General features: G+C 46.4%; 18 protein-coding genes. 14 read left to right on the top strand and 4 right to left on the bottom strand.

The window, feature by feature from the left end; genetic code table 11:
• Positions 1-88 precede the first annotated feature (88 nt).
• Positions 89-919, bottom strand: coding sequence for a tetratricopeptide repeat protein (locus tag VB712_RS02735; RefSeq protein ID WP_323251879.1), 831 nt, complete (start codon positions 917-919; stop codon positions 89-91).
• 427 nt (positions 920-1,346) lie between these two features.
• Here VB712_RS02735 and VB712_RS02740 point away from each other — a divergent pair, with 427 nt between their 5' ends.
• The 4 genes from VB712_RS02740 (at position 1,347) to VB712_RS02755 (ending at position 4,199) form a co-directional block, all read left to right on the top strand.
• Entirely contained in the window at positions 1,347-2,243 is an 897-nt protein-coding gene (locus VB712_RS02740) for a hypothetical protein (RefSeq protein WP_323251881.1), read from the top strand.
• A 383-nt stretch (positions 2,244-2,626) separates the two neighbouring features.
• Positions 2,627-2,899, top strand: coding sequence for a hypothetical protein (locus tag VB712_RS02745; RefSeq protein ID WP_323251884.1), 273 nt, complete (start codon positions 2,627-2,629; stop codon positions 2,897-2,899).
• A 2-nt stretch (positions 2,900-2,901) separates the two neighbouring features.
• The gene (locus VB712_RS02750; protein ID WP_323251886.1) at positions 2,902-3,360 is read left to right on the top strand and encodes a type II toxin-antitoxin system VapC family toxin; all 459 of its coding nucleotides are present in this window, start codon (positions 2,902-2,904) and stop codon (positions 3,358-3,360) included.
• A 200-nt stretch (positions 3,361-3,560) separates the two neighbouring features.
• Complete coding sequence (locus tag VB712_RS02755; protein ID WP_323251888.1) at positions 3,561-4,199, top strand: L,D-transpeptidase; 639 nt, start codon at positions 3,561-3,563, stop codon at positions 4,197-4,199.
• Positions 4,200-4,428: 229 nt separating this feature from the next.
• Here VB712_RS02755 and VB712_RS02760 read toward each other — a convergent pair whose 3' ends face one another.
• On the bottom strand, positions 4,429-5,106 hold the full coding sequence (locus VB712_RS02760; RefSeq protein WP_416236228.1) for a response regulator transcription factor: 678 nt from the start codon (positions 5,104-5,106) through the stop codon (positions 4,429-4,431).
• Positions 5,107-5,496: 390 nt separating this feature from the next.
• Here VB712_RS02760 and VB712_RS02765 point away from each other — a divergent pair, with 390 nt between their 5' ends.
• The 10 genes from VB712_RS02765 to VB712_RS02810 all read left to right on the top strand — a co-directional run bounded on the left by VB712_RS02765 (position 5,497) and on the right by VB712_RS02810 (position 15,880).
• Positions 5,497-6,015 (top strand): phycocyanin subunit beta, encoded by a 519-nt coding sequence (locus VB712_RS02765; protein WP_323251892.1) that lies wholly within the window; start codon positions 5,497-5,499, stop codon positions 6,013-6,015.
• Positions 6,016-6,091: 76 nt separating this feature from the next.
• Positions 6,092-6,580, top strand: a complete 489-nt coding sequence (locus VB712_RS02770; RefSeq protein ID WP_323251894.1) for a phycocyanin subunit alpha — start codon at positions 6,092-6,094, stop codon at positions 6,578-6,580.
• A 316-nt stretch (positions 6,581-6,896) separates the two neighbouring features.
• A complete protein-coding gene (locus tag VB712_RS02775) occupies positions 6,897-7,721 on the top strand; it encodes a phycobilisome rod-core linker polypeptide (protein ID WP_416236230.1) in 825 nt (274 codons plus the stop codon).
• A gap of 76 nt (positions 7,722-7,797) precedes the next feature.
• Entirely contained in the window at positions 7,798-8,580 is a 783-nt protein-coding gene (locus VB712_RS02780) for a HEAT repeat domain-containing protein (protein ID WP_323251897.1), read from the top strand.
• A 60-nt stretch (positions 8,581-8,640) separates the two neighbouring features.
• A complete protein-coding gene (locus tag VB712_RS02785) occupies positions 8,641-9,261 on the top strand; it encodes a HEAT repeat domain-containing protein (RefSeq protein ID WP_323251899.1) in 621 nt (206 codons plus the stop codon).
• 13 nt (positions 9,262-9,274) lie between these two features.
• Complete coding sequence (locus VB712_RS02790) at positions 9,275-10,015, top strand: phycobilisome rod-core linker polypeptide (protein WP_323251901.1); 741 nt, start codon at positions 9,275-9,277, stop codon at positions 10,013-10,015.
• Positions 10,016-10,613: 598 nt separating this feature from the next.
• Complete coding sequence (locus VB712_RS02795; protein WP_323251903.1) at positions 10,614-13,331, top strand: PAS domain S-box protein; 2,718 nt, start codon at positions 10,614-10,616, stop codon at positions 13,329-13,331.
• A gap of 161 nt (positions 13,332-13,492) precedes the next feature.
• Positions 13,493-13,729, top strand: coding sequence for a ferredoxin family protein (locus VB712_RS02800; protein WP_323251905.1), 237 nt, complete (start codon positions 13,493-13,495; stop codon positions 13,727-13,729).
• 195 nt (positions 13,730-13,924) lie between these two features.
• On the top strand, positions 13,925-14,926 hold the full coding sequence (locus VB712_RS02805; protein WP_323251907.1) for an Npun_R2821/Npun_R2822 family protein: 1,002 nt from the start codon (positions 13,925-13,927) through the stop codon (positions 14,924-14,926).
• Between the two features lie 42 nt (positions 14,927-14,968).
• Complete coding sequence (locus VB712_RS02810) at positions 14,969-15,880, top strand: Npun_R2821/Npun_R2822 family protein (RefSeq protein ID WP_323251909.1); 912 nt, start codon at positions 14,969-14,971, stop codon at positions 15,878-15,880.
• 8 nt (positions 15,881-15,888) lie between these two features.
• Here VB712_RS02810 and VB712_RS02815 read toward each other — a convergent pair whose 3' ends face one another.
• Together VB712_RS02815 and VB712_RS02820 are read right to left on the bottom strand one after the other, a co-directional pair.
• Positions 15,889-17,298, bottom strand: coding sequence for a DUF2079 domain-containing protein (locus VB712_RS02815; RefSeq protein WP_323251911.1), 1,410 nt, complete (start codon positions 17,296-17,298; stop codon positions 15,889-15,891).
• A gap of 1,020 nt (positions 17,299-18,318) precedes the next feature.
• Positions 18,319-18,513 carry a hypothetical protein gene (locus VB712_RS02820; RefSeq protein WP_323251917.1) on the bottom strand — a complete coding sequence of 65 codons (195 nt, stop codon included), beginning with the start codon at positions 18,511-18,513 and terminating at the stop codon, positions 18,319-18,321.
• Between the last annotated feature and the right edge of the window lie 189 nt (positions 18,514-18,702).

Raw genomic sequence — 18,702 nt, forward strand, 5'->3', positions numbered from 1 at the left:
CATGGGCTTTAGGCGGCTCTGCCGCCTAATGGAGGCGGAGCCGCCAAGAATGCGTTACTGGGCGGAGCCAAGTAACGAGAGGCTTCCTTCATTCCAACGTCAGGAAATGCTCAAGATCCTGGGTAATGCGGGGCGGCCAGCGGCGGATCTCCCGTACCCAGTCGAGATTTTGATAGCGGCCATCTAAACCAATGGCGGCGACCCAATGGCTTTCGGCTTCTCCTTGGCGGTTCATTCCCCAGAGGATGGCGGTGAGGGCGGCTCGCATATCGGGGAACATGGGATATTTCCGGGCTAAGGATTGCATGGCTTTGAGGGCGGCTTCGTCCTGGCCGACTTGGTAGAGGGCGAGGGCATAGTTGGCTTGGGCCATGGAAAATTGGGGTTGGCGGGCGATCGCCCCTTGATAATCCTCGACTGCGCCTGGCCAATCCCCTTGGCCGCCTTTGGCGTTGCCGCGATTGTTATAGGCGATCGCATCTTCGGGGTTGAGGCTGAGGACTTGATCATAATCGGCGATCGCTTTTGTCCAATCCCCCAATGCTTCGTAGGCAATGCCCCGGTTGAGGTAGGGGTCGGGGGCATCGGGGGCGAGGGCGATCGCCTCATTAAAATCAGCAATCGCATCATCAACGCGGTTTTGACTGAGGCGAGTATTGCCGCGATTACTCCAGAGGGCGGGATTGGTGGGGAATTCCTCGATCAGTTGGCTCCAAAGGGTTTCGGCTTGCTCCAAGTTGCCTTGTTCGAGGGCGGCGATCGCCTCTCCCGCTAGGGCCTCCCCCGCTTCTAAATCCGCTAGAGTAATGGCCCCTTGGGCGGGGGCAATCCAGCCGGTGAGGAGGGTGAGAGTGAGCAAGAGGGAAATCAGCAGTTGAGAAAGACGCACAAACACTCCGGGGGATGGGGCGATCCGCATTAGCGTACCTATCGTCCTTCAATGTAACAAATCCTTTGGCCTCGCGGACTATTGCCATCGGTTGCGATCGCACTACTCCCCAACCCGCCCACCAAACACCGACCCTGCCCCCTCAGGACAACTAGGCAAGCTAAACGCACGGCAAAACTTGCGGCTCTGCTCCTGCGGTCAAGGAGTTCGGGTAATTAAGGTGTTTCCATCGCTTTGGCTCTGGTAAAAGTCCCCAAATGGGAGTGTTATCCGGCAGTTGCGGGATAACATTCATAATACCGGAGTTAGACCGCAAGCGCTTGACAAAACCCTGCTAAGGGAAGTTATACTGCAAGCGCGATTTAATATATAGTTCGTCAACAAACCCACGAACCACGGAGCGAGTCGCACTATCTGTCCAGTGAGGTCTTTTGGTAACCTGTGAGGTTTCGCGACCATGGAGCAACCGAGAAACATAAGCGCCAACCGGAAAAGCCCTTACTATTCCGTCCGGACTGGGAAGAATGATCAGTCGGCGGCCATTGATCTTCCCACGCTGCTAGGGATGTTCAAGACCCTCTTTCTCCAATTCGAGGGCGAAGGCTACTTCCAGAAATCCCTTGGGTATGAGTGCGTCGATGATGGGTTCGTTCCAGGCGAACTAGGTTATGACTTGCAGGGTACAGTACTGCTCGAACTGCGGAAGACCGGTTTGACTCCCATTCACCGGCAGATCGAGCAGTACAGCGAAGACGATCTTTTTGATATGATCGAGTTTCTTCACGATCACTGCGCAAAGCCCACCAAGCGTTATTACCATAGCTTCAATAATTGCGGGTGGCATTGTCAGGAGTTTGACATCGGAGCTGGTCGGACAGAGTTCCGAGAGAAGGTGAACAAAGTACTTGCCATCTACTCGGATGGGTTCGAGCTATCTTCGGATGGTGAGGTCTTGAGCCTTGCTGAGACTGGGCTTGAGGGCTTATTCGAGGCTCCCCTTCCAACTCTTGATCCAAGCAACGTTGAACAGCGTATTGATGCAGCGCGGAGGAAGTTCAGAAGACACCGTTCGTCGCTCGAAGATCGTCGCGATGCCATCCGTGAGTTGGCTGATGTGCTTGAATATCTGCGCCCGCAACTCAAGCAAGTGCTGCAACCTAAAGACGAAAGCGACTTGTTCAACCTCGCCAACAATTTCGGCATCCGCCATCACAATCCGTCCCAGAAAACAGCTTATGATAAGGGTATATGGTACAGCTGGATGTTCTATTACTATCTCGCAACCTTGCATGCTGCGCTTCGACTAATTGTACGGGCGAATACAACGACCAAAGAGCAATTGGAATCTCTCTAATGGTGGATTTCAAAATGAGGCCGAACAAGGCGTTGCACCTAACGGGGCGGGCTGTCACAGTTTCCAATCGTTCCAGGTTGCTAAGGCCCGCCCCGCAGTCGAACTGGGTCGCTATGCTGCTGAATCATTTATGGAGCTGTCACTTAAGGATATATTTGGCAATCCACAGTGTAAAACAAATGTAAACCTACGAAAAGTTGTTAAGAATTGTAGGGTGCGTCAGACAGGATCAATGATGATATGGGAGGTTGAATTATGTCTGACGCACCGCTTACTAACATAATTTCTCTTAACCTGAGGAATGTAAGCTTCACCAATCCGTGATTGTTCCTGATATTGTTGCTACTGAACTCGCAACCCCCAGAAATCCAAGAGGAGAAACTATGGAAACATTAATTGCAGAAATTGTGCGAAAGCTCCACGCTCTATCTGAGATCAAAATCCTGGAAGTTCTCGATTTTGTTGAATTTCTAGCTTGGGATGAAAAGCACCGGGCTTTGCGACCATTCAGTAATGATCTTGTTCAAGAAGATGAAGAGTTTGAGGCGACTGCTGATTGTCTAGCTGACGAATTTCAAAGGTATATTGGAAACACCATACCTTGCCTGTCAGATTATTCTGTGAGTCGAGCAGGAATTTATGAGGAGCATCCCTGATTGTGCTTTATTTGGTAGATACAAACGTTCTTTTGCGATTCGCAGATCGCTCTCACCCTCTTCATCCCTTGATTAGAACCGCTGTTCGAGAACTACGTCAAAATGGACATAAACTACAAATCTCTTCTCAAAATTGTATTGAATTTTGGAATGTTGCAACTCGACCTATTGAGAGAAATGGATTTGGATTAACTCCTCCTGAAGCTGAACAACTTTTGCAGCTAATTGAACGACTTTTTCCAGTATTGCCTGACAGTTCTGAAATTTACAGAGAATGGCGAAGACTGGTTTTTGTTTTCGGTGTTTCAGGGGTTCAGGTTCACGATGCTCGATTGGTTGCAGCAATGAAAGTTAATGCTATATCACACATACTCACGTTGAACGTAGAAGACTTTAAACGATACCTCTCTGAAGGAATTACGGCTGTTGCACCGGAAACTGTCACTGGAAAAAACACCTAAATTCATCGTTAGATGTCACTTCTTTAAAAGGCAATCCAGAGTTTGCCATAGTTCTCAAAGTCTTAGATGTACTTGGGTTACGCCTCCGTGTTATACCCATCACCTAACACTGCGTTGGTGCGGTGGAAACAGATGAGTTATGCTTCTGGCAAAATGAGGAGAATTAGCTTATGCAATATCTTCAGTCATCAAAATTCCGGTTGGCTATCATTGTAGTAGTAGGCTTGGGGTTGATCTATAAATTGGCCGTTTATCGAGGGTTGATCCCCCCGGTTGTTCAACTCCTCTCCCTCACCCGGCCGATAGTTTGTCCTGCCGATGCCACCCTGCATCAGGTTCCAAACACACTCATAAATACCGATCAAGCCTTAGACCAACTACTGCCCGCGAATTTTGATCGCCGCCAAATCTCCATTCTGATTGAAAAAAGTCAGTACCGCTTGACAGTTTACTACAACCAAAAACCCGTAAAATCCTATCCAGTCGTGTTTGGTAATTTAGTCGGCGATAAACAGCGGGAAGGCGATCGCAAAACCCCCGAAGGCATTTTGAAAATCAAGGACAAATATCCCCATCCCAGTTGGTCAAAATTTCTTTGGCTTGACTATCCTAACGCGCAATCCGAGTGCAAACATAACCTCGCAAAGCAAAAGGGTAAAATTCCCTGGTATAGTACCATTGGTGGTGAAATTGGGATTCATGGTGTGCCAGTTGGTAGTGATGCCATGATTGATCTGCGAGAGAATTGGACATGGGGCTGTCCATCGCTTAAAAATCAAGATATTAATGAGCTTTATGACTTTGTGCAGATTGGGACAATCGTTGAAATTGTCGCTTAAAGTGGACATCTAACTAAAACTTGGAATGTCTACTCTAATTCATCGCCGGGTTAAGGAAGCACGTCAAGGCATCAATCCAGCCGTGATTTGTCGGGTTTCATCAGGCTGGGTTGTGCTTGGCGATGTGTGGCCGCCTGCCTTGTAGTAGCACGTACCTATCAATTCCATTGTGGAAGTCCCCATGAACAACGAGTTGCGTTTTCTTGGGCAGGGGAATGCATCGCTATTTTTATGCAAAAGACTTCAGACGATAACCAATACCATAAACTGTTTCAATAAAATCCTCATCTGCACCTGCGGTCTTGAGCTTTTGCCTTAAGCTTCTGATGTGAACTTTTACTGCATGTTCATCTGGAGAAGATTCCGTTTTCCAGAGGTTTTCAAGAATCACACTACGACTGAGCACGCGGCGATTACTGCGCAGTAGCAATTCTAATAAACTAAACTCCTTTGGCGTTAGTCGGAGAAATTGGTGATCATAACTCACTTCAAATGTACTAGGATTTAACCGCAATCCCCCCCACTCCAGAATCGGAGGCATGACATTGCTGCCACGTCTGAGTAAGGCACGAATCCGAGCAAATAATTCGCCTAAATCAATGGGCTTGACAATATAATCATCAGCACCAGCATCCAAGCCAGTGATTTTGTCGCTAATTGTGTCTCTGGCGGTGATCATCAACACTGGCATTTTATAACCATGCGATCGCAATCGTTGACAAAGAGCAAACCCATCTATTGCCGGTAGCATAATGTCCAGCAACATTAGATCATAGTCAAACACTTTCACAAAATCCCAGCCTTGCTCACCATCCTCTGCCAAGTCAACAACATACTGTTGATCCGTCATCGCTTCTGCCAGCGTCTCTGCCAGGGGAATATCATCTTCCACTAAAAGAATTCTCATGTGACATGGATCACCAAAGTCTACCCTTTAAATTCGCTCTCACGAGCAGTTTTTGATGCAGTTACAAGCCTTTGAAAAACTCCCCGCCCTCAAGGCTAGGGCTTTGAGATCAAATGGCAGCAGTAGGCAAAGCCGAACTTCTACCATTTCAATCGAAGGAGAATCACCCCATTATAAAGGCAGGGGGGCCAACCTACGTTATGTAAAGAACTGTAAAGAATTGACAATGTAAAGAACTGTAAAGATTGACCCGATTTTTGGCATCTTTCCGACTTTTTTACAACTTTTGTACCGATTTTTTTACCTTTGTCACAGTAAGCTCCTCACTCATGTGGAAGAAGGGCAACACCCTACTGCACAAACCCCAGAAAAATTAGGAGAACCTACACTATGTTGGATGCTTTTTCCCGAGTTGTGGCCCAAGCCGATTCCCAAGGTACTTACCTGAATGATGACCAAGTGAACGCTTTGGCCGCAATGGTTGCTGATAGTAACAAACGGTTGGATGTGGTTAACCGTCTGACCAGTAGTGCTGCCGCGATTACCTCCAATGCTTATCGGGCGTTGGTGGCTGAACAACCCCAAGTTTTCGGCCCGGGCGGTGCTTGCTTCCACCATCGTAATCAGGCTGCTTGCCTGCGTGATTTAGGTTTCATTCTCCGTTATGTCACCTATTCGATGTTGGCGGGTGATGCCAGTGTGATGGATGATCGCTGCCTCAATGGTTTACGGGAAACCTACCAAGCCTTAGGCACACCCGGCGCAACCGTTGCTTCCGGTATTGGCAAAATGAAAGATGCAGCCGTTGCGATCGCTAACGACTCCAATGGCATTACCAAAGGCGATTGCAAGTCCTTGATGTCAGAATTGGCCGGTTACTTTGACCGAGCCGCTGCTGCTGTTGCCTAATGCCAGTGCTTTAAATTTCTGTTTTTCCCTTGTTTGTGCTCTTGTTTTACATTTTAACTACGGAGACCTATTCGCTATGAAAACCCCTTTAACTGAGGCAATCTCTGCTGCTGATTCTCGCGGCGCTTACCTAAGCAATACCGAAATGCAGGCCATTTTCGGTCGGTTTAACCGCGCCAATGCCGGTTTAGACGCGGCTAAAGCATTTAACCAAAATGGTCAAGCTTGGGCTGAAGCCGCCGCCAACCATGTTTATCACAAATTTCCCTACACCACCCAAATGCAAGGCTCTCAGTACGCCTCTACCCCCGAGGGGAAATCTAAATGCGTGCGCGATATCAGTCATTATCTGCGGACGATCAGCTATTGTTGTGTGGTGGGTGGCACTGGGCCATTGGATGAGTATGTGATTGCGGGCGTGAAAGAATTTAATGCAGCGCTTGGTTTGTCGCCTAGTTGGTACGTTGCTGCCTTGGAATTTGTCCGGGACAACCATGGTTTGTCCGGAGATGTGGGCGGTGAAGCCAACATCTATCTTAACTATGCAATTAACGCATTGAGCTAATCACCGATCAGCAAAGAACTGGGGCAAGTTAACCACAGTTCAATGATGGTGATACCGCTCAGGATCATCGTTTTTAGCACATCGGAGAATTGAGCGCACAACAAACCTTATTCTCCGATTTGCCTTTTTAAGCTGTTTTAATCAGAGTGCGGCTTTTGCCCATGAATCTTGCGGACAGTCTCCCGCTTAAGGGGACAGCCTGAGGTTTGTAGAATCAAAAACTGTACCTAATTATTTGGGCAATGGCTGGATCGAGAGCAAGCATTAACTGATCCTAACTGCTGCTTTTTTACATCTTTTTACTTATGGAGACCGAATCATGAGCTTAATGGCATCCCGATTGGGGATTGGTGAAATGATTGGCGACAAGGTTGAACTTCGCCAAAATTGGAGTGAGGATAACCTACAGCAGGTTTTTCGTGCCGCCTATACCCATGTGTTTGGCCGAGAAGGCTTAACCCTCAGTGAGGCTTTTAGTAGTTCTGAGGCATTGTTGAGAAATGGCAAAATCAATGTACGTCAGTTCGTTGAAGCCTTAGCCCAGTCAGACTACTATCAAGAACGTTTTTTCTCCTGTAATTCTCAAGTTCGATTCATTGAACTCAATTACAAACATTTTTTAGGCCGCGCTCCCTACGATCAATCTGAGATTGCTTATCATGTTGATCTCTATGCATCTCAAGGCTACGGGGCAGAAATTGCCTCTTACTTTGATAGTCCTGAATATAATGATGCCTTTGGGGATTCTATTGTCCCTTACTACCGAGGATTTCAATCGATTCCTGGGATGAAACAGGTTGGGTTTAATCGGCTATTTCAATTGTACCGAGGTAACGGAAGTAGCGATAATGCTCAAAGGGCAGGTAAAAGCCCTCGCTTACAGCGAGAGTTGGCGATGAATCTGTCCAGTGCCATTGTGCCTTCTTTCCAATCGATGGAATCCATCACGGGTTTAGGAATGAGTCCTGTCGAGGGGGATAAACGAGTGTTTATCGTAGAGGTCATTCAGGGAGGAAGTCAAACCCCAGTGGCAGTACGTCGGAGTCGGAAAGTGTACACCGTACCCTTTGATCAACTCTCTACTCGCTATCAAGAAATTCACCAACGTGGTGGTAAAATCCTTCGGATCACGCCTGTTTAGTTAAGCGACTAGTTCTGGGTTAATGGTCTGCCCAGAACTGGTACTGTCTATTTTGATTGTTATCGCTCAGTGACTCATGACTGTAACTCCATTAGCAGCTCCTATTTTAGGGATTGAGACAGCGATCGCTGCTCTCCGCAATGAGGATCATCAAATTCGTTATTATGCGGTTTGGTGGTTAGCGAAAAACCAAGTGCAATCTAGCTGGTCACTCCTTTGTGAGTTACTTCAGCATGATCGCCACCGTACCGTTGAGGGGGGATATCCTGTGCGCAGGCAGGCTGCCCGTGCTCTAGGAACTCTCCAATCGGTGGAAGCAGTACCCACGCTCATTGATGTCTTGAGTTGTGATCAGGATGCGTACTTACGAGAAGCGGTGATTCAAGCCTTGGCTGCAATTGGCGATCGCCGTGCGGTTGCGCCCTTGTTGCAATTACTGCGTTCTGGAAATTCCCAACCCTATGAGGCATTAATTGAAGCCTTAGGACAATTGCAGGTGCAAGAATCCCTATCGGATGTGAAACCATTTTTAAAAAATCCCTCAGAGCGGATTCAATGTGCAGCGGCTCGCTATTGTTATCAAATTACTCGGCAACCTCAGTACTTGGAACGGATTATTCAAAATTTAGACCATGTTAATCCTTATTTACGCTGGGCAGCCGCGTTTGATTTGGGGGCAGTTGGGCATCTGGAAGCAGCACAAGCCATTTTGCAGGCCAATCTTGGGAATAGTCTCAAACTTTTAAATCTCAAGCGCATTCTTGGAACCATTTTGGATAGCGATCGCCCCACTGCGGTCAAACAAGAAGCTGCACAAACCCTCTTTGCGGCGATGGATAAACTACTGTTACAACTCTAAATCAGTGGTTATACTCCGGTCATACCCTTCATCAACCCGATCATTAAATCTCGAATGGTTATGCTATCTTCCCATTCCTCACTCATCCTTGAGCAAATTCGTAACACTAGGAATACTACTGAAGCATCCCTTGGTTTAGAAATCCTGATAAAACACCATCATCCAGGAGAAATTGAGGCACTTATCCAACTTTTAGATCATCAGCATCCTGGGATTGCGTCCCTCATTGCCCAAGCCTTAGAGCAGCTTGCCCCCGATAGTGTAGAACCTTTAATAACTGCCTTTCATGACAGTATTGATCATGGCAAACAGGGGCAAATTGTGCAAATTTTAGCCAATATTGCCGATGATCGGGCTTTACCCTTATTGGTTAATATGGTTGGGGTTGAAATTGCTAATCACTGTCAGGGCAATGTACGTCGAATTGCTGCACGGGGGTTAGGTAAAATACTGCGATCGCACCCTTCACGATCTGATCCCCACTCCCCCGCCATCAATAAACTGATTTGGGCATTACTGTCTACAGAAGATTGGGCTTTACGCTATGCCGCTGCTGTTTCCCTCGGCGAAATTGCCACAAATCAAACTATTGATGCTCTCCGGCAAGCATTAGCCCAAGAGCGCGATCGCATTGTTCAAGAACGAATTCATCTTCTCTTATCCTCCTCAACCACCCTCTAAAATTCCTAAAGCAATGACAATTCCTTTCCTTACTTATCCCCCTTCCAGCCAAAATCAACGGGTCAATGGATTTGAAGTCGCCGGAGATGAAACCCCGAAAATTTATACAGTCCATGATTTACTCGATCCGTCTGAAATGGATATGCTAATTCAGGCAGCCTATCGACAGATTTATCATGAACAACAATGCCTAACATATCATCGCCAAATCGCTCTAGAATCACAGTTAAAGACTTTTCAAATTACGGTTAAAGATTTTATCTGTGGACTAGTTTTATCAGATTCATTTCGACGCTTGAATTATGAAGTTAACAATAACTATCGATTTGTTGAAATGACAATTCAGCGTGTCTTGGGCCGTTCGGTATATAACAATCGAGAAACTCTTGCTTGGTCAGTAGTTCTAGCAACCAAGGGATTAAATGGCTTTATTGACAGCCTGATGAATACCGAAGAGTATCGCGAACAGTTTGGTGATCATACGGTTCCCTATCAGCGGCGGCGTATTTTACCCCAGCGGACTCAAGGTGAGTTTCCCTTCGCCCGAATGCCCCGTTATGGTTCAGATTATCGCAAGCAACTTCCTAAACCGCCCGTACCCACAGGTTTATTTGATAAAAATGAAAAATTTGAATTCAATATCTTTATGGAACGGGCGGATTTATCTAGGGCATTTTCAGTCTTGATGATTGCTGTACTAATTATTTTCATTCTACTCCTGTTTTCAGGAGCAAATCAGCTTTTCTTTGTTTAAAAGAACTAGAGCAATCCTCAATCAATCTGGGAGTAATCTCTTACCCCTGGCTCCTCTCCCAAACGATGGGAGAGGGGAAGAGGGGGCTTCAAAAACTATTCAAGTTGTCATAGAGTATTGGGGGTACAATGGTCAAGTGGTTCGGTGAATTTTAGCTCAATAAATGGTGCGTTATTTGTTCATTTAATCTTTTATTATCGATTAATCAATCTGATGCTTTCCTACATAAATTATAAGGGGCGTTAAACATAATCAATAATAATCTTGGTGGGTCTTTACGGCTTAGGATTATAAGAAAAAATAATGTCAAAAGTTTTCAAGGCTTTCAGCAGTCAAACAACCTGCGCAATGTATCTAATACACAATTTAGTTATAAACCCAGAAGAGCAATCTTGGTGATTGAATTGCCTCTGACGTATCGTTGACGAACAAAATTAAGCTTAACCGACGGAATGTGAGGTGTGCCTCTCCGATATAGGCTTTATTTCCCTGGGCAACGTGGCTAAAATTTACGCTATACTTAATTTTAGAGATAAAAGCCATATTTTGAAAGTAAACTCAATCCTTAAAATTGGACTGCTCAGGCTACCCAACTAAAATGCAATTTAGTCAAATCAGTCTAACCCCCAATTCCTTATCTTCCCTTCACTACGTGGGATTAGGTATTGGGGTGTCTTTACTGGTGCTTATTATCATCTATTGGGTGATCTCCCAGCAAATCAATGAAAGACGGCGTATAGAGCGCACATTACAGCAACAGACAGAACGGGAACGTTTGGTCAATCAAATTGCCCAGCAAATCCGGCGATCGCTGGACTTAGACAAGGTTTTGGCAACGACTGTTGCAGAAGTTAAACAGTTTTTACAAGTGGATCGGGTCTTAATTTATCGAATTTGGGAAGATGGTACAGGGAGTACAGTTACTGAAACCGTATCCCCACAGTACACAGCAATCTTAGGCCAAACTTTCCCTGAAGAAGTTTTTCCCAAAGAATATCATCATGCTTACACTCTGGGGAAAACACGAACAATTAAAGATATTCGGCAATTTGATGTAGAACCCTGCCTAGCGGAATTTTTACAACAGTTTGCTGTACAGGCAAAATTGGTAGTGCCGATTCTCCAGGAAAGGCTGGAGCCAGAAGATAATCATTCAACACAATTGCTCCAAAAACCACAGTATATTCCCAGTGGAACCAGTCGGCCTTATCTCTGGGGATTGTTAATTGCTCATCAATGTAGTCAACCACGGCAGTGGCATCCTTGGGAGGTGGAGTTAATGCAGCAACTATCAACCCAGGTGGCGATCGCTATTCAACAATCGGAGCTATACGAGCAGTTACAACATCTTAATATTGATTTAGAAAATCGAGTTCAACAACGCACGCAAGAATTAGCATATTCTAATACATTACTCCAGGCAGAGGTGATTGAGCGACAACAGACTGAGGTAGCTTTACGGCATACTAATCAAACTCTACAGTCTTTAATTAATGCGTCACCTCGGGCAATTTTCACCGTAGACTTAGACAACTATATTAAAGTTTGGAATCCAGCAGCCGAACATATTTTTGGTTGGACTGAATCAGAGCTTTTAAATCAGCTTAATCCGATTCTACCGGATAATTTAGAAGAATACCGAGCCATTAAGCAAAGTGTGATGGCGGGAATTACTCCTCCTAGCTTAGAAATTCGACGACCTAGAAAAGATGGCACTTTGATTGAAATTGTTTTTTCGGCTGCACCGCTACGAGATGATCGTGAAATTATTAACGGCATTGTTGTTGTTGTCGCTGATATTACTGAACAAAAACGTCAAGCGGAACAGGTCAGGTTACTTCAGTCTGTTGTGGTTAATAGTAATGATGCGGTTTTGATTACAGAGGCTGAACCCATTGATCCGCCGGGGCCGAGAATCTTATATGTCAATAAAGCATTTACGGAAACAACAGGTTACTCCCTTGAAGAAGTTGTTGGCAAAACCCCTCGCATTTTGCAGGGGCCGAAAACAGATCGGGCTGTTCTCGACAGGGTTCGCATCGCCCTCTCTCAATGGCAACCGGTAACGGCAGAACTGATCAACTATCGCAAAAACGGCTCTGAATTTTGGGTTGAATTTAGCATTGTTCCTGTGGCAGATCGTGGGGGATATTATACCCATTGGATTGCAGTACAACGGGATATTACTGAACGTAAACAAATTGAAAAGGCGTTGCGTTGGAGTGAAGAACGGTATCGTTCACTGATTGAAAATGCCCTGGATATTGTGACCATTTTAGAGGGAGATGGTACAATTCAATATATTAGTCCCTCTGTTGAAAAAGTCTTAGGTTACTCACCCTCTAGCCTAGTTGGTGAAAACTTTTTTCAACTGATTCACTCTGAAGATTTTGTGACAGCTTGTTATCGGATTACAAATGCAACTGAGGAACCAGATGTAGCTTTGCCCATTGAGTTTACTTGTCACCATAAAGATGGTTCTTGGCGGACATTAGAGGCCATTAGTCAACGGTTCACTAATGGTTCTGACTTTGCTCAAATTATTGTTAATTCTCGCGATATTACTGAACGAAAGCGATTGGTCGAACTTCGCACAGCGTTAGAGCACGAAAAGGCACTGGGAATTTTGAAAGCTCGATTTTTTTCAATGGCATCTCATGAATTTCGTACACCATTGAGTACCGCTCTAGCTGCGGCTCAGATCTTGGAAAACTCACCTCAAACCTGGCAGGATACTGAGAAGCGATCTCGTAACTTACTGCGGATTCAAGATGCCGTTAAAAATATGGTACAACTCCTGGATGATATTTTGACGATTAATCGGGCAGAAGCTGGCAGATTAGAGTTTAATCCCCAATGGCTAGATCTAGAAAAATTTTGTCGTAATTTTATAGATGAGGTCTGTTTAGGAGATGCGTCTAATCATATTTTAGAGTTTCGCTGTGAAGGCCCTTGGCAAATTGTTTATTTTGATCAAAAGTCATTGCGCTCTATTTTAGGAAATATTCTTTCCAATGCCATTAAATACTCACCAAAAAATACTCGAGTCAAATGTTTTTTAAGGTTTGATCAATTTGGTGCAACGATTCAAGTTGCTGATCAAGGTATTGGCATTCCATTGTCTGATCAGAAGCAATTATTTGAACCATTTAATCGAGGTAGAAATGTTCGCAATATTCCCGGTACAGGGTTAGGGCTTGTAGTAGTTAAAAAATGTGTTGATTTACATCAGGGCAAGATCACGGTTTCCAGTGAAATTAACCAAGGCACAACTGTGACGATTCTTTTTCCTCACATCAATCCAGTACAGGCCTGAGTACTCGGCGGTAGTGCTCTAGATGTCATGCCGTTTATCCCTAGAACCCTTGAGATTGATCTTTCATGCCAGCATCATTACCCATTGTGAGCACTCCCGACTTGGCGATTGCAATATCCCATGTCACAATTAATTTAATTTGTAAACAAATGTAAAAAACCATGCCCCACACCATTGTCACTGATGTTTGTGAAGGAGTGGCGGACTGTGTGGCCGCCTGCCCTGTAGCCTGTATCCATCCCGGCCCTGGTAAAAATGCCCTCGGAACCGATTGGTATTGGATTGATTTTCAAACCTGTATTGATTGCGCCATCTGCTTACAGGTCTGTCCTGTGACGGGGGCGATTCTCCCGGAAGAGCGGCGGGATTTGCAAAAAACCCCGCAGCCTGGGGGATAAAACGCTCATGTTTTTGCCCGTGCATTTGTACTTTAAGCAAAACCAGAGGGTTTCTGGTTCTAGATTCCGCAACCGGCTGCTTTCAACCCACGGGAAAGCAGCCGGGCGAGCAACGGCTCAGAAACGATCCGCCTCAGCGCCATCATTCCCCCCTGAATCCCCCTACAATAGAACCTGTCCCCCCTCAAACCGGCCATGACTGACGGGATCTATACCCTTGCTAATGATGCTGTTTTAGATCAACTGATCGCATTTTTGAATAGTGTCGAAGCCAACGCGGGCGGCTATCCCGTGGCGGTGTTTGCCTATGATGAACAGATTAGCCAGGTGGCGGCAGAAATTGAGCGTCGCCCCCAAGTGACGCTCCTGGCGGATCCGGAACTGTTCGCACCTTGGGAGGAATTTTCTCGCCAAGTGTGGGATACTCACCCCACCGCTTTCAAACAATGGCAGGCTCAGGGAATTCAAGGGGTGCGACGGATTGGGGCCAATCATCGTTATGCGGCCTTTGATAAAGCGGCTCCCTTTGAGCGGTTTATTTATTTTGATGCGGATGTGGTGGTATTGAATTCAGTCGAGTTCATTTTTAACCAATTGGATCACCACGATACGGTTATTTATGATTTCCAATTTAAAGATCCCAGCCATATTTTTAATCTCGATTCCCCCTATTTTAAAACTCTGTTTACGCCGGAACAGTTGGGGACACAAATTTTTTGCTCTGGCTTTTTTGCTTCCCATCGGGGCCGGTTCCCGGTGGCGGAGCGGCAATGGTTAGTGGCGCAGTTGGCCACCGGGGAGGCGGATCTGCTCTATCCCCGCGCCCCCAATCAATCACTCCTGAATTACATGATGTTGCGATCGCAAAAATCCATCTATAACTTTGCCATCCACCTCCCCCCCACAGAATCAACAGGCTGTGCCGTGACATCTACCCATTTTGAGGAGCGCGATTGCCTTGTTTTCGACCATGGTAAACGCCTCACTTTCCTCCACTACATCGGTGTAGGGGCAGGGATATTTAAACGCCTCACCGAAGGGGAAAATCTCGATTGTCCCTACCGAGAAACCTTTCTCGCCTACCGCTTCCTCCACCAACCCCACCAACGCCCCCAATGGCGAGGCAAACCCCAACCCCTTCACCGCCCCCCCAGCTTGTTGAAACGGATCCGCCAGAAACTGGGTCTCAAGTTTTGAAAATAGCAACAGTTTAGCTCCCACCCCCCACCCCTAACTCCCATGCGTGGCCTTTACATCACTGCTAACAACAAATTTACCGACCAGGCGATCGCCCTCCTCAATAGCATCCGCCATTATGATCCTGATCTGCCTATTACACTCATTCCCTACGATGAAAACTATCAAGAAGTGGCGGCATTATTGGCAAGGGATTATGGCGTAAAGCTCTATCAAGATTTAGAATTTATCGAGCGGCTTTCCGGCAAACTCTATGAAATTTTTGGAGCAGGCTTTTTTGCGCGACCTAATCAGTTTCGTAAGCAAGCTTGCTGGTTTGGAGAATATGATCAATTTCTCTATATTGATACAGACATTGTTGTCTTTGAACGGATTGCCGATAATTTAGATGCCTTAGCAGACTATGATTTTCTCTGTTGTGATTATCAGTATCGGGGTGGAATTGGCAATGTCTTTACAGAAGAAATTTTCACCGCTGGCGTATTAACATCAGCGGATCGCGCTAGCTTGTTCAATGGCGGTTGGTGGGCAGCGAAAAAGCAGCTTTTTACGGAACAGGATCTCTATGAAAGCTTTGCGGAATGTGCGGCTCACCCGGAATATTTTGATTTTTCCCAAAAGACTTCCGATCAGCCAATTATTAACTACATGATTTTGCGAAAAATCGGGGGCGATCGCCGTTTTAACCTCGTCAATCGGCCCGGTGGTGCTCCCGGCAGTTGGGCAGGGAGTCCGCAATTTATCCCCCAAGGGGAAGGGGTATTAGTCGATCCCAACTGTGGCAACCAGCGGCTGCAATACCTCCATTGGGCGGGGATTCGGATCGCGCCAGGTTGTCCCTATTGGCCGATCTGGAAATATTACCGCTATCTCAACAGTGCCGAAATCCCCGCCGATCCCCCGGCGGTAGTGCCATCGTTTTGGCAACGGCTGAAAGCATGGTTAGGGAAGTAGAAATTATTTCACTGCTCCACCTTGAAAGGGTGCTCATTTTTACGAAATAAATAAACATCATCCTGCTCAAATATTGGTGCAAACTGTTGCTCACTTTTTAATCGTGCTAGCAATTGCTGCGCCCCTTCTGGAGAAAATCCATAGTTAGGATGACGTACATTGAGCAGCACAAATTCATAGCGATCTAAATCGTCAGCGAAATTATGATCCTGGGGATGCTGAATAAAGGCGCGATGGGTGAGATGGGGGACTAAATTGTGATTGGTAAGGACATCCCCTTGGGTATCAATCATTGTGATGGCTTGACGATTGGCTGACCATGTATCGAGATCTGACAAATAAAGCCCGAAAAAATAACCATATTTCGCCAAGGCAAAAAAACAAAATAAGCACCAAGCGAGGATCCACTTTTTGGGCTTTAAAAAATTCTTTCCATCCGCAACTGTAGCAATCACTGATAGGATTAAAAAAGGAAGGATAGGTACAGAATATTGATGCACAATGTCTTTTTGGGCTAAGGTGTTACTGAGAAGATTTAGGAACAAAATCGGTGTGGTGGCAATCAAAGGTGCTAGATATCGCCAATGTAATCCCCAAAGCAGGGGAATAAAGAGTAAGAGTAAGTATTCTAAATTGGGCAGCGTTAAGGTTTGTTCTAAAACGGCTTGGGGTTTGAGGAAAATGTTAATCGCCATTTCACCAATGGAACTACCTAGGCGACCATAACGCCCTAGGGCATGGTGGCCATCGGGTTTAAAAATGGGCAATAAAATAGCGGTAAAAATGCCAAACCATGCTGCGCCAATGCTGGCGGCATAAAGGCCATACCAGCGGCGTTTTTCAAAAATAAAGAGCCAGAAGCCCATGGAAATGACCAGCAAAGAGAGAGACGCTCGACAACCAAGGATCAGGGTGATGGAGAGAATAAATCCGATGGTGTTTCGGTTTCGGGCCCATAAAACTGATGTGAAAATGAGGGGAACGGCAATTACTTCAGGGTGAAAGTCGAATAGGTTAATGTTAAAAATGAGGGGATAAAGGAGGTAAGCGATGGCAATTAACCCAGCTTTTTGCTCCGATAAACCAGCTTTTTGACCAAGTTTGAGGATAGGCAAAACCGCAATGCTCAAAACAATGGCTTGGATAGCAAGTAAAATATGCACATCGGCATAAATGCGATAAAGTAACGATAATGGGTAATAAATCCATTCGGCATGACCGCCTAAAAAATGATAGCCCCAAAAAGAAATAATCGGTGGTTTTCCTTGGCTTAATAGATATAAAATTTGATCGTGATAGCCAAGATCTAATGCTCCGGATTGAAAGAGATTGTGGCGAATTGTGCTACAAATAAATAGGATAAAAATTGATAGGCTAAGGGTTAGAATTAGGTTTTTCCTCGAAGATAAGGCGATCATGTCAAGTTTTTCACAAAAAAATTTCTTTCTCTTCAATAATTTGATTCAGGAGAAAAAGGACTAAAGTTTTGACTGCAAACGCCTGCATCCTTTGTATTCATTTGCAAAATGTGATGAAGGGCGAAACTTTAGCTAATGCCGCTATATTATCCGCTATTGGGCAAAATCTAAACCATGGGACAAAAATTAATCGGCTTAAGACCGCCAGATTGGCAGGGCGATCGCCTCTCCCTCTGGTGGCAAGATCTCCCGCCCTATCAAGGGGAAACCGTGGGTTATATCGGGGATCTCCGGTTAAATGTTGGAGATCTGGGTGATCTGCTGGCCGCTTGCCAACGGTTACAACGCCAAGGTTGCCGCTGGGCCATGGCTCCGATCAATGGCAGCACCTGGGGAACCTACCGGGGGGTGATTGATCCCGGCTCCGCTCCTCCCTTTGCCCTTGAACCGGATCCCGCTCACACCCAAGCCAAAATCCTCACTAATACCGGGTTTCGCCCCCTGATCACCTACCGCTCTAACCTCTGCGACGATCTCAAAAAGGTCGATCGCCGTTGGCCCCGTTTGGCTCAATGGTTCCAATCCCAAGGGGTAGAAGTGAGATCGCCCCTGGATTTTTCCTCAGAACTCCCGCGAATTTATCCCCTGATTATGGCCGCCTTTGCCACTGCTCCCCGGTTTACCCCTCTGAGTTTGGCGGAATTTTGCCAGCTTTATCAGCCCCTTTTGCTCCGGTTGCGGCCGGAGTTGGTGCGGTTGGCGATGGTAGGGGAGCAGGTGGTGGGGTTGTGTTTAGCCTTTGAGGATTGGTGTGATCCCAGGGGCGAACAGGTGATATTGAAAACTTTGGCACAGCTCCCAGGCCGAGCCTATGCCGGTTTGGGGGCCTATTTGGTGGGGGATTGCCATCGACAGGCGGCAGCTTTGGGGTATCAGCGGGTGATCCATGCTCTGATGCGCGATCGCAATCCTTCCCAGGGGATTAGCGATCGCTACGGCCACACCCTGCGGCGTTATGCCCTATGGGCCAAACCCCTCGCCTTTGGGTGTGATCCCCGTCTGTGGGCCAGGATCGATCCAGTTGGCGAAGATCGCCATCGGAATCATGGGAATCATGGGTGCAAGACAGATCAGCCATTGCTGAAGGGTTAAGGGGGCTGTGTGGAATAGGGTATTCATGACCCCCCATTGGCTAAAGACCACCTGCAAGGCCATGGCAACCCCGATCCCCGTGAGCAAGATTGGCGTTTTGCCTAGGGTTTTGGTTTTGCCCCGGATCAGGTTGGCGATATTGGCCCCCAACTGGCTAATGCTGATCAGTTGACACTCCCCGCGCTAAAGCGACGGGGATTCTTGGTTCATTGACCGGACTTAACTGAGCAGGATTGCTCCAACCCAGCCAGA

It is taken from the genome of Spirulina sp. CCNP1310, assembly GCF_034932185.1.
In the GTDB taxonomy this organism is placed as follows: domain Bacteria; phylum Cyanobacteriota; class Cyanobacteriia; order Cyanobacteriales; family Spirulinaceae; genus Spirulina.

Bases quoted from the DNA above. Each gene is read 5' to 3' on its own strand.
- VB712_RS02735 (WP_323251879.1), bottom strand. From the start codon at position 919: ATGCGGATCGCCCCATCCCCCGGAGTGTTTGTGCGTCTTTCTCAACTG.
- VB712_RS02740 (WP_323251881.1), top strand. From the start codon at position 1,347: ATGGAGCAACCGAGAAACATAAGCGCCAACCGGAAAAGCCCTTACTAT.
- VB712_RS02745 (WP_323251884.1), top strand. From the start codon at position 2,627: ATGGAAACATTAATTGCAGAAATTGTGCGAAAGCTCCACGCTCTATCT.
- VB712_RS02760 (WP_416236228.1), bottom strand. From the start codon at position 5,106: ATGAGAATTCTTTTAGTGGAAGATGATATTCCCCTGGCAGAGACGCTG.
- VB712_RS02765 (WP_323251892.1), top strand. From the start codon at position 5,497: ATGTTGGATGCTTTTTCCCGAGTTGTGGCCCAAGCCGATTCCCAAGGT.
- VB712_RS02770 (WP_323251894.1), top strand. From the start codon at position 6,092: ATGAAAACCCCTTTAACTGAGGCAATCTCTGCTGCTGATTCTCGCGGC.
- VB712_RS02780 (WP_323251897.1), top strand. From the start codon at position 7,798: ATGACTGTAACTCCATTAGCAGCTCCTATTTTAGGGATTGAGACAGCG.
- VB712_RS02785 (WP_323251899.1), top strand. From the start codon at position 8,641: ATGCTATCTTCCCATTCCTCACTCATCCTTGAGCAAATTCGTAACACT.
- VB712_RS02790 (WP_323251901.1), top strand. From the start codon at position 9,275: ATGACAATTCCTTTCCTTACTTATCCCCCTTCCAGCCAAAATCAACGG.
- VB712_RS02795 (WP_323251903.1), top strand. From the start codon at position 10,614: ATGCAATTTAGTCAAATCAGTCTAACCCCCAATTCCTTATCTTCCCTT.
- VB712_RS02800 (WP_323251905.1), top strand. From the start codon at position 13,493: ATGCCCCACACCATTGTCACTGATGTTTGTGAAGGAGTGGCGGACTGT.
- VB712_RS02805 (WP_323251907.1), top strand. From the start codon at position 13,925: ATGACTGACGGGATCTATACCCTTGCTAATGATGCTGTTTTAGATCAA.
- VB712_RS02810 (WP_323251909.1), top strand. From the start codon at position 14,969: ATGCGTGGCCTTTACATCACTGCTAACAACAAATTTACCGACCAGGCG.
- VB712_RS02815 (WP_323251911.1), bottom strand. From the start codon at position 17,298: ATGATCGCCTTATCTTCGAGGAAAAACCTAATTCTAACCCTTAGCCTA.
- VB712_RS02820 (WP_323251917.1), bottom strand. From the start codon at position 18,513: ATGGCCTTGCAGGTGGTCTTTAGCCAATGGGGGGTCATGAATACCCTA.